Raw genomic sequence first — 9,243 nt, 5'->3', positions numbered from 1 at the left:
ATTATAGCAAACCGGGACATGATGTAGATTTTGTACCTCAAAATATTCCGCTTAAGGATGGTGAGGAAGAATTGCAACATTAAGATTACCTTATAATAAGCTAAACGAAAAGTATTTATAGCAAAAGTATAGCCTTTCCAAAATTTCGGAAAGGCTTTTTGTTTATATTTGCTTTTAGTCATTCTCTCGAAAGCGGGAATCTGTTTAAACTGTATAAAAAAATGTCGTCCTTAGCTTAGTCGAAGGAATTTTTAATATGAACAAAAACCTAGATCCATCCAACGACAATTTTTCTCCAGAAGAATTAGATGTAGAAAAAAAATTAAGACCCTTATCTTTTGATGATTTTACAGGTCAGGATCAAGTATTAGAGAATCTTCAAATTTTTGTTCAAGCGGCAAATTTAAGAACAGAAGCTTTAGACCATACCTTATTTCATGGACCTCCAGGATTAGGGAAAACAACTTTAGCCCATATTTTAGCAAATGAACTTAGTGTTGGTATTAAAGTAACTTCAGGACCTGTATTGGATAAACCAGGAGATTTGGCAGGTTTACTCACAAATCTTGAAGAACGCGATGTGTTGTTTATAGATGAAATTCATCGATTAAGTCCTATTGTTGAAGAGTATTTATATTCAGCAATGGAAGATTATAAAATCGATATCATGATTGAATCTGGACCAAATGCAAGAACCGTTCAAATAAATCTAAACCCGTTTACTTTAATTGGTGCCACAACACGTTCAGGTTTATTAACTTCTCCAATGCGCGCACGTTTTGGTATTCAAAGCAGATTACAATATTATAAAACAGATTTACTCACCACTATTGTACAACGAAGTGCTACTATTTTAGATGTGCCAATAACCATGGAAGCAGCTATTGAAATTGCAGGGAGAAGTCGTGGAACACCTAGAATTGCAAATGCATTGTTGCGTCGTGTTAGAGATTTTGCACAAATTAAGGGTAATGGAAGTATCGATATTAAAATTGCTAAATATGCTTTAGAAGCCTTAAATGTTGATGCTCATGGTTTAGATGAAATGGATAATAAAATCCTCTCCACAATTATAGATAAATTTAAAGGTGGTCCAGTAGGTATTACAACTATTGCTACAGCGGTTAGTGAAAGCCCTGAAACTATTGAAGAAGTTTACGAACCTTTTTTAATACAACAAGGCTTTATTATGCGTACACCTCGTGGACGCGAAGTAACCGAACAAGCTTACAAGCATTTAGGAAAAGTTAAAGGGTCAATTCAAGGTGGGTTATTTTAAAAACAAGCTTCTTAATCTTTACCAAAACAAATAAACGACTAAATAAAACCTTTCAACAGATTAACTAATATTTCGTTTAATTTAACAAAAAATTTGTAAGGTGTTTTAGTATGTTATTATGTTTGTACTCAAAATATAATAACCCAATTATAATGAAAAACCTACGAGTATTTAATATGCTTGCAATTTGCATAGCATTTTTGTTTTCTTCATGCGCTACAGACAATGATGATTATGTAGACATTACACTTCAAAACAATTTAGAAAAAAAAATTATAGAATTATATGGCACAAAAGAAGCTTTAATTCTTCCGGCTTCAAATAATTATTTAGTTATTCCGAGCGATATTAATAATCCTATTACTGATGCTAAAGTGGCGTTAGGTAAAATGTTATATCATGAAACTGGACTAGCTTTAAACCCTAAACACCCAGAAGGTAAGAATACATATTCTTGTGCTAGCTGTCATCATGTAGCAGCAGGTTTTCAAAGTGGAATACTTCAGGGTATTGGTGAAGGTGGTATAGGCTTTGGTTCATTTGGAGAAGGAAGGCTAAAATCATCTACTTATATTGAGGGAGATCTTGATGTGCAGCCGATAAGAAGTCCAAGTGTATTAAATGTTGCTTATCAAGATGTTATGCTTTGGAACGGACAATTTGGAGCAACAGGAACTAACGTTGGAACAGAAGCTAATTGGACAGTTGGCACTCCTAAAGAAGTAAATTCTTTAGGGTTTGAGGGTGTTGAAACTCAAGCTATCGCAGGAATAGATGTACACAGGTTAGTTATTGATTATGATTATATTGTAAATTCTGCATACAAAGCATTATTTGATAATGCATTTCCAAATGTTAATGAATCTGAACGTTATTCTAAAATAAATGCTGGACTGGCAATAGCAGCATACGAAAGAATTTTGCTGCCAAATGAAGCTCCATTCCAACAATGGTTAAAAGGAGACGAATTAGCAATGAGTGAAGAGGAGTTACGTGGTGCTTCATTATTTTTTGATAAGGGAAAATGCTATACTTGTCACTCAGGCCCTGGTTTAAATGGTATGAATTTTCATGCTCTAGGGATGAATGATTTAGCAGGAGCTAATATTTTAACAGTAGTTGATGAAGCTACCAAAAAAGGACGTGGTGGATTTACAGGAAATAGTGACGACGATTATAAATTTAAAACACCACAACTATATAATTTAAAAGATGTTAGCTTTTATGGTCATGGTGGTAGTTTTGAAAGTGTAAAAGATATTATACGCTATAAGAATGAAGCTATACATGAAAATACAGAAGTGCCTTCACAAAAGCTTTCTCCAATGTTTACTCCTCTTAATTTAACAGAAAGTGAAGTAGATTTTCTAACTATGTTTATTGAGAAATCTTTATACGACGAAAATTTAAAACGATACGTGCCAGAAAAGTTACCTTCTGGTAATTGTTTCCCAGTTGCAGACCCTCAATCGCAAAAAGATTTAGGATTCAATTAAATTAATTTTAAAAACTAAATTGTAGTTTAGATGTTTTAATAAAAAGGTGAATAAACTAAATTACTCAAATATCATAAAAACCGAAGCAAAGCGCCTCGGTTTTTTGTCTTGTGGTATTAGTAAGGCTAATTTTTTAGAAGAAGAAGCACCACGTTTAGAGAAATGGTTGAATAACAATATGCATGGGCAAATGCAGTATATGGAAAACCATTTTGATAAACGATTAGACCCAAGAAAGTTGGTTGAAGATTCAAAAAGTGTTATTTCATTATTACTTAATTACTATCCTTCTGAACAACAAAATGACGATAGTTTCAAGTTGTCTAAATATGCTTATGGAGAGGATTATCATTTCGTTATAAAAGAGAAGTTAAAATCTTTATTGCATTTTATTCAAGATGAAATAGGCGAAGTACACGGTCGTGCCTTTGTTGATTCTGCACCAGTTCTTGATAAAGCTTGGGCAGCAAAATCTGGTTTAGGCTGGATTGGGAAGCATAGTAATTTATTAACCCAACAAGTTGGATCATTTTATTTTATAGCTGAACTTATTATCGATTTAGATTTAGAATATGATTCGGCAACAACCGATCATTGTGGTACGTGTACAGCATGTATTGAAGCTTGTCCTACAGAAGCCATTACCGAACCTTATGTTGTAGACGGAAGTAAATGTATTTCCTATTTTACTATAGAATTAAAAGAAAATATTCCAACAGAGTTTAAAGGCAAAATGGACGATTGGATTTTTGGTTGCGATGTTTGTCAAGATGTATGTCCTTGGAATCGATTTTCAAAATCACATAGCGAACCTTTGTTTAAACCGCATCCAGAATTGTTATCCATGACAAAAAAAGATTGGGAGGAAATAACTGAAGACACCTTTAGAAAAGTATTTCAAAAATCTGCAGTTAAACGTACTAAGTTTTCAGGATTAAAAAGAAACATCAATTTTCTTAAATAGTTTTTCAGTTTTGTTTTTGCAAAATTAGGTCAAATGACCTAATTTATTATATTTGTATATTCAATTATAGATTATTTGAAAACAAAACAAAAAATAATAAATCAAGCTATTATATCTTTTAATGCTCATGGTATAAAGAATATTACCAAGAGAGATATTGCTAAATCTTTAAGTATTAGTGTAGGTAATTTAGATTATCATTATAAAAATAAGGAAGCACTCTTAAAGGCAATATATAAGCAAATGCGAAGAGATATTTCTGAAGTCTATATGGCAAAAGATATTGATCCGTTTATACAGTTTAACGAACTGCTTTTAGCTTTAGAAAAGTTAAATGATACATATTCTTTTTTTAACCTTGATTTACTAGAAATTTCTCGAAATTTTAAAGAAGTTGATACTCTATTAAAAAAAACGTTTCTAATACGTAGAGAACAAGTAGCATACTTTATTAAGTTGTTTAAGGAATACGATTACTTTAAACCAGAAATTAATGAAGGGATGTATATGCGATTACAAAAAACTATGCGTATATTAATTACATTTTGGAAATCTCAACAAGAAATACTCTCTAATTATACGTCAACTAAAAGTGAGGATATGTCACTGTATATATGGGAGCTACTATTACCTCACATGACAGAAAAAGGATTAGAAGCGTATAATAATTTAAATAACAAAAAATGAGCAATATTTCGATTATTGATGTATTAATTATTATAGCTTACATACTAGGCATTGTATTTATAGGCTTATGGTTTTCTAACAAAAAGAATAAAACTAGTAAAGGGTATTTTTTAGCAGGTAAGTCTTTAACTTGGGGGGTTATTGGAGCGTCACTTTTTGCATCAAATATATCTACAGTGCATTTGGTAGGGCTTTCAGAATCTGGATTTGTTGATGGTATTGTATGGGGGAATTTCGAATGGTTTTCTGCTTTTGAACTCATTATTTTAGCATTTATTTTTGTGCCATTTTATTTACGCACAAAAATAACCACACTTCCAGAGTTTTTAGAAAAAAGGTATGATAGTCGTTCAAGAGTTGTTTTAGCCGTTTTTAGTATTATGGCTGCATTATTTATGCATATTGGTGTAAGTTTTTATGCAGGAGCTGTTGTATTTGAAGAAATTTTTGGGTTAAACATTTTAATATCCATCATTATTATTGCAATAGCTACAGGGATTTATACGATAATTGGAGGCTTATCTTCGGTAGTAATTACAGAGTCTGTACAAACGGTTATATTGATATTAGGATCTTTAATGATTACGCTATTGGCTGTTTTTAAATTACCAGAAGTTGGTATACATTCTTATGATGCTTTAAAAGAAGTTGTAGACCCAGATAGGTTAAAAGCTGTTAGCTTTGATTCTGATAAAAAAGGATTTACGTTTTTAGATATGCTTTTTGGGCATTTAATTTTAGGTATTTGGTATTGGTGCACAGACCAAACAATTGTTCAAAGAGTACTTGGGGCAAAATCAGAAAAACAAGCAAAATTAGGGGCGTTATTTGCAGGGTTTCTTAAAATACTTCCAGTATTTATAATGGTTGTTCCTGGTATTTTAGCATTTGCTCTTTTTAAAGGCGATATTGGAGAAAACACCAAAAGTGTGCTGCCAATAATGATAATGAAATTAATGCCAATTGGCTTAAAAGGATTAATGATTGCAGCCTTATTAGCTGCAGTAATGAGTAGTGTTGCAGCTGCATTAAATAGTTGTTCCACGCTTATTGTTTATGATGTATTCGATAAGCTTCGACCTAATTTATCAGATAAATCTAAAATCCGAATAGGTAGAATTACAGGAGTAGTTGTATTGGTACTAGCGGTTTTATGGTCTCCCTTTTTGGGAGATTTAGGTGGTATTTTCGCTCTAATCAACCAAATGTTTAGTATTTTTGCGCCTTCTATTGTCGCTGTATTTCTATGGGGGATATTAAGTAAACGTGGAACCGCTAATGCATCATTTTGGACATTATTAGGTGGTAGTTTAATTGCTGGAACTGTATTTTTAATTGAAAAATATGTAACCGTCAATGGTATTGAAAATTATATATCAAGTTCAGAGGGTTTAGGAATTAACTGGTTAAGGCAAACGTATCTTTATTTTATAATTTCAACAGTAATTTATGGATTAGTCTCTTATTTTGATACATCCAAACAAAGTATTCCAGATTCATTTTATCTTAAAGTAAAGGCACCTTCAAAAATAGTGAATAATCTAACGTTTTTACTAGTGGGTATTATGGTTGTTATCTATATTGTTTTTTATTAATAATGAAAGATGATAGAAAATAAAGAAACTTTAAAACGATTTTGTTATGCGTTATCAACAGAAAATGAAGTAGTTCAATTTTCATCCTGTTTTTTAAAGAAAAATAAAAATTCAATCTGGGCTATTACGAGTTTTGAGTGTTATAATTATCAAAAGTATTATGTAGTTATTTTAGAGATACAATCACGGTTAAACGTTTCTGATATTTTAAAGAAATTAGATGCATTTTCAGAAAATAAAAAAAATGGTTTTAAGCTATCTGAAAAGAAATTACTAAAACGAATATTTAAAAAGAACGCAGAAAATAAAAAGATTTCATCAAATAAGTTGAGAAACAAAAGGTTTGTAATGACATTGATGTTAAAAGAAAATAGGGAACTTTTGGAAGCATATAAAGAAATTCATAAACCAGATAAGATTTGGCCAGAAATTATTGAGAATATGAATACGATGGGAATTCAAGAGATGGAAATTTATCTACAAGGATGTCAAGCTTTTTTGATTATGGATACATCTCCAAATTTCGATTTGGATAAAGACGGGCAAAAATGGGCTAGCTTGCCAAGAGAAAAGGAGTGGCAAGAGTATGTGGCAAAGTTTCAAAAGGTAAATCCTAAAAGCAAAGCTGTGGAAAAATGGAAACAAATGGCATTATTAATTCAGCAATGAACTTTAATCAACAAGTAGAACTTCCAAAAAACCCACTTCCAATAGTAATTATTGGAGCAGGTGGAATTGTTAAAGATGCGCATTTACCAGCTTATACTTTGGCAAATTTTAAGATAAAAGGTATTTATGATAAAGCACAACTTAAAGCTGAAACGTTAAAGAATAAGTTTGATATTGTAGAAAAAGTATACCACAGCTTGAAGGATTTAATTGAAGATGGAGTAAAATACAATGCTGTTTTCGATTTGGCAGTTCCTGCAAACCTACATGCAGAAATATTAGAGCAATTACCAGATGGTTCTGCGGTTTTAATGCAAAAACCAATGGGCGAAAACTTAGAAGAAGCCAAACGTATATTAGAGATTTGTAAAAGAAAAAAACTGGTTTCTGCAGTCAATTTTCAATTGCGTTACGCACCCTATATGCTTGTTTTAAGAGAAATGATTGATAAGGGCTTAATTGGTAAAGTGTACGACATGGAACTTAAAGTTTGTGTTTATACACCATGGCACTTATGGAATTTTCTCTTTCAATTACCAAGAGTTGAAATTTTATACCATAGTATTCATTATTTAGATTTAATCCGAAGCTTTTTAGGAAACCCTAAAAAAGTGTATGCAAGTACAATAAAGCATCCTAAAATGAAGGATTTAGCATCCACTCGAACAACAATGATATTAGATTATGATGAATTTACGCAAGCCAGAATATTAACCAATCATGGGCATGAATTTGGTCTAGAAAAACAAGAGTCTTATTTTAAAATTGAAGGGACAAAAGGCGCTATAAAAATTAGAATAGGACTTTCTATGGATTATCCACGTGGGCTTCCTGCTAAGTTTGAATATATATTATTAGAAGATAAGGAGAAAAAATGGAAGGAAATAAAAATAAAAGGAGGCTGGTTTCCAGAAGCTTTTGTTGGTACAATGGCAGGACTTCAAAGGCATGTTTTAGACAAAAATTTACCATTACCGCATAGCACAGAAGATGCATACAATACTATGAGATTAGTAGAAGCAGTTTACAAATCCAGTGATAAAGGAGGTGTTAAATCATCAAGTATAAGATAATAAAATCAAAAAAATATTTTACAATTATGAAATTAATATTAATGGTGGTATTCGTAATACAATTCATTTTTTGCTATACTATGCAAGCCCAACATCCAAGTGGTGGAGAAGCGTATCCAGAATTAATAACACACCCAGAGGCACTTAAAGGTTTTCAAGATATGCGTTTTGGTATGTTTATCCATTGGGGGCCTGTTGCACTTCGTGGTACTGAAATTGGTTGGTCTAGAGGTAAAGAGGTACCGATTAAGGAATATGATAATTTATATAAAGAGTTTAACCCAGTATTGTTTAATGCTGAAGAATGGGTGAAAACAGCCAAAGATGCAGGTATGAAATATTTGGTAATTACTACAAAACATCATGATGGCTTTTGCTTATGGGATTCAAAATATACAGAATATGATATTATGTCTACACCTTATAAAAAAGATATACTTAAAGAACTTTCTGAAGCATGTAAAAAACAAGGTATTATTTTTTGCGCTTATTATTCAATAGCAGATTGGAGTCATCCCCATTATGCGACAAGATATGGAGGCGATAAAAGAGCAGTGGAAGAATCCGATATGTCTATCTACTATCAGTATATGAAAAATCAACTTAAAGAGTTAATCGATAATTACGACCCTGCTCTAATTTGGTTCGATGGTGGTTGGGAAGATGCCTATACACATAAAATGGGCATGGATTTATACGCATATTTAAGAGCCTTAAAGCCTAGTATTTTAATTAATAATCGTGTAGATAAAGGTTTGGAAGGTATGACTGGTAAAACCAAATCCAGAAAGAAGTTTGCTGGCGATTATGAAACTCCAGAACAAAGAGTTGGCGCATTCGATATAGAATATCCTTGGGAAACCTGTATGACTATATGTAAGCAATGGGCTTGGAAACCTAATGACAAAATGAAACCGTTAAAAGAGTGTATTCATACATTACTTAAAGCTACTGGAGGAGGTGGTAATTTTTTGTTTAACGTGGGGCCTATGGCAGATGGACGTATTGAACAACGCCAAATAGACCGTTTAAAGGAAATGGGAGATTGGTTAAAGGTAAATGAAGAAGCTGTTTACGGAACCCGTGGCGGTCCATATAAACCCACAGATTACATGGTGAGTACTAGAAAGGAAAACAAAATATATATACATTTACTTGAGAAGTCGAAAACAAATTTAAAACTGCCCTTTCCAAAAGGAGTGAAAATTAAGAAAGCGTATTTATTAGATGGAACACTTTCTGTGAGTTTTAATCAGAATAAAGAAGCGGTTGATATAAATATCAATGGATTATTACCTGATAATATAGCTACCGTTCTTGTACTTGAAACTAATAAACCTACAAATAACATCAAGGTTATTGAACGGTTTAATTATTAATTTTAAACATTAAAAAAAACAATTTACATAAAAAATTTACTAGTTGTAATTTTAATGAGTACATCAATAAATTCATACATAAAAGCCCAAAAGGTAAAGCT

At 31.9% G+C, this 9,243-nt stretch carries 8 protein-coding genes; all 8 read left to right on the top strand.

The features are described from left to right. Positions 1–256: 256 nt before the first annotated feature. Positions 257–1,279: a Holliday junction branch migration DNA helicase RuvB gene (gene ruvB / locus AADI82_RS11005; RefSeq protein WP_341216489.1), complete on the top strand. Its 1,023-nt coding sequence runs from the start codon at positions 257–259 to the stop codon at positions 1,277–1,279. 152 nt (positions 1,280–1,431) lie between these two features. Beyond that, positions 1,432–2,775 carry a cytochrome c peroxidase gene (locus tag AADI82_RS11000; protein WP_341216488.1) on the top strand — a complete coding sequence of 448 codons (1,344 nt, stop codon included), beginning with the start codon at positions 1,432–1,434 and terminating at the stop codon, positions 2,773–2,775. 46 nt (positions 2,776–2,821) lie between these two features. Continuing rightward, positions 2,822–3,739 (top strand): tRNA epoxyqueuosine(34) reductase QueG, encoded by a 918-nt coding sequence (gene queG, locus AADI82_RS10995; protein WP_341216487.1) that lies wholly within the window; start codon positions 2,822–2,824, stop codon positions 3,737–3,739. Positions 3,740–3,814: 75 nt separating this feature from the next. Further along, entirely contained in the window at positions 3,815–4,426 is a 612-nt protein-coding gene (locus tag AADI82_RS10990; RefSeq protein WP_341216486.1) for a TetR/AcrR family transcriptional regulator, read from the top strand. Then, a complete protein-coding gene (locus AADI82_RS10985; protein WP_341216485.1) occupies positions 4,423–6,021 on the top strand; it encodes a sodium/solute symporter in 1,599 nt (532 codons plus the stop codon). Before AADI82_RS10990 ends, AADI82_RS10985 begins: the two co-directional genes overlap by 4 nt. Positions 6,022–6,030: 9 nt before the next feature. Beyond that, positions 6,031–6,690 (top strand): L-rhamnose mutarotase, encoded by a 660-nt coding sequence (locus AADI82_RS10980; protein WP_341216484.1) that lies wholly within the window; start codon positions 6,031–6,033, stop codon positions 6,688–6,690. Next, a complete protein-coding gene (locus AADI82_RS10975) occupies positions 6,657–7,763 on the top strand; it encodes a Gfo/Idh/MocA family oxidoreductase (RefSeq protein ID WP_341216483.1) in 1,107 nt (368 codons plus the stop codon). Before AADI82_RS10980 ends, AADI82_RS10975 begins: the two co-directional genes overlap by 34 nt. Positions 7,764–7,789: 26 nt before the next feature. Next, entirely contained in the window at positions 7,790–9,142 is a 1,353-nt protein-coding gene (locus tag AADI82_RS10970; protein ID WP_341216482.1) for an alpha-L-fucosidase, read from the top strand. Positions 9,143–9,243: the final 101 nt, after the last annotated feature.

Source organism: uncultured Wocania sp., from assembly GCF_964021735.1.
GTDB lineage: Bacteria > Bacteroidota > Bacteroidia > Flavobacteriales > Flavobacteriaceae > Wocania_A.
This window is presented reverse-complemented; position numbering and strand designations above follow the sequence as displayed.

Coding starts and splice junctions, on each gene's coding strand:
- AADI82_RS10975 (WP_341216483.1), top strand. CDS start 6,657: ATGGAAACAAATGGCATTATTAATTCAGCAATGAACTTTAATCAACAA.
- AADI82_RS11000 (WP_341216488.1), top strand. CDS start 1,432: ATGAAAAACCTACGAGTATTTAATATGCTTGCAATTTGCATAGCATTT.
- AADI82_RS10980 (WP_341216484.1), top strand. CDS start 6,031: ATGATAGAAAATAAAGAAACTTTAAAACGATTTTGTTATGCGTTATCA.
- AADI82_RS10985 (WP_341216485.1), top strand. CDS start 4,423: ATGAGCAATATTTCGATTATTGATGTATTAATTATTATAGCTTACATA.
- AADI82_RS10970 (WP_341216482.1), top strand. CDS start 7,790: ATGAAATTAATATTAATGGTGGTATTCGTAATACAATTCATTTTTTGC.
- ruvB (WP_341216489.1), top strand. CDS start 257: ATGAACAAAAACCTAGATCCATCCAACGACAATTTTTCTCCAGAAGAA.